Below are 1,007 nucleotides of genomic sequence, written 5' to 3'. Positions count from 1 at the left end.
CGCCGCCGTTGCCTGGGAAGCGGGCAAGCCGCTCGAGCTCACCGAGATCGACGTCGAGCCGCCCAAGGCGGGCGAGGTACTGGTGCAGATCCAGGCCACCAGCGTCTGCCATACCGACGCCTACACCCTTTCGGGCGCCGACCCGGAGGGATTGTTCCCCTCGGTGCTCGGCCACGAAGGGGCCGGCATCGTCCAGGAGGTCGGCGAGGGCGTTACCAGCGTCAAGCCCGGCGATCACGTCATCCCGCTCTATACCGCCGAGTGCGGCCAGTGCAAGTTCTGCCGCTCGGGCAAGACCAACCTGTGCCAGGCGGTGCGCGCCACCCAGGGCCAGGGGCTGATGCCCGACGGCACTTCGCGCTTCTCCGTCGACGGCAAGCGGCTGCATCATTACATGGGCTGCTCGACCTTCAGCGAATACACCGTGCTGCCCGAGGTCTCGCTGGCGGTGGTCTCGTCCGAGGCGCCGCTGGACAAGATCTGCCTGCTCGGCTGCGGCGTGACCACCGGCATCGGTGCGGTGCTCAACACCGCCAAGGTCGAGCCGGGCGCCACCGTGGCCGTGTTCGGCCTCGGCGCCATCGGCCTGGCGGTGATCCAGGGCGCGTTGATGGCCAAGGCCAGCCGCATCATCGCCATCGACGTCAACCCGGACAAGTTCGAGCTGGCACGCCAGTTCGGCGCCACCGACTTCGTCAATCCCAAGGAGCACAGTGACCCGATCCAGCAGGTGATCGTCGACATGACCGACGGCGGGGTCGACTACTCCTTCGAGTGCATCGGCAACGTCAACGTGATGCGCCAGGCCCTGGAGTGTTGCCACAAGGGCTGGGGCGAATCGGTGATCATCGGCGTGGCCGGTGCCGGCGAGGAGATTTCGACGCGCCCGTTCCAGCTGGTCACGGGGCGCGTGTGGCGCGGCTCGGCGTTCGGTGGGGTGAAGGGGCGCAGCGAGCTGCCCGGCTACGTGGAGCGTTACATGAACGGCGAGATCAAGATCGACGAGT

At 67.6% G+C, this 1,007-nt stretch carries 1 protein-coding gene; it reads left to right on the top strand.

Annotated features, from left to right (window positions below; translation table 11 throughout):
- Positions 1 to 1,007, top strand: a 1,007-nt coding sequence (locus QPM17_RS23645) for an S-(hydroxymethyl)glutathione dehydrogenase/class III alcohol dehydrogenase (protein ID WP_285394192.1), incomplete at both ends; no start/stop codon positions are given.

Origin of the sequence: Marinobacter azerbaijanicus (assembly GCF_030250645.1) — a bacterium.
Lineage (GTDB): Bacteria > Pseudomonadota > Gammaproteobacteria > Pseudomonadales > Oleiphilaceae > Marinobacter > Marinobacter azerbaijanicus.
The sequence above is the reverse complement of the archived record's forward strand: the minus strand, read 5'-3'. Positions and strand labels throughout refer to the sequence as shown.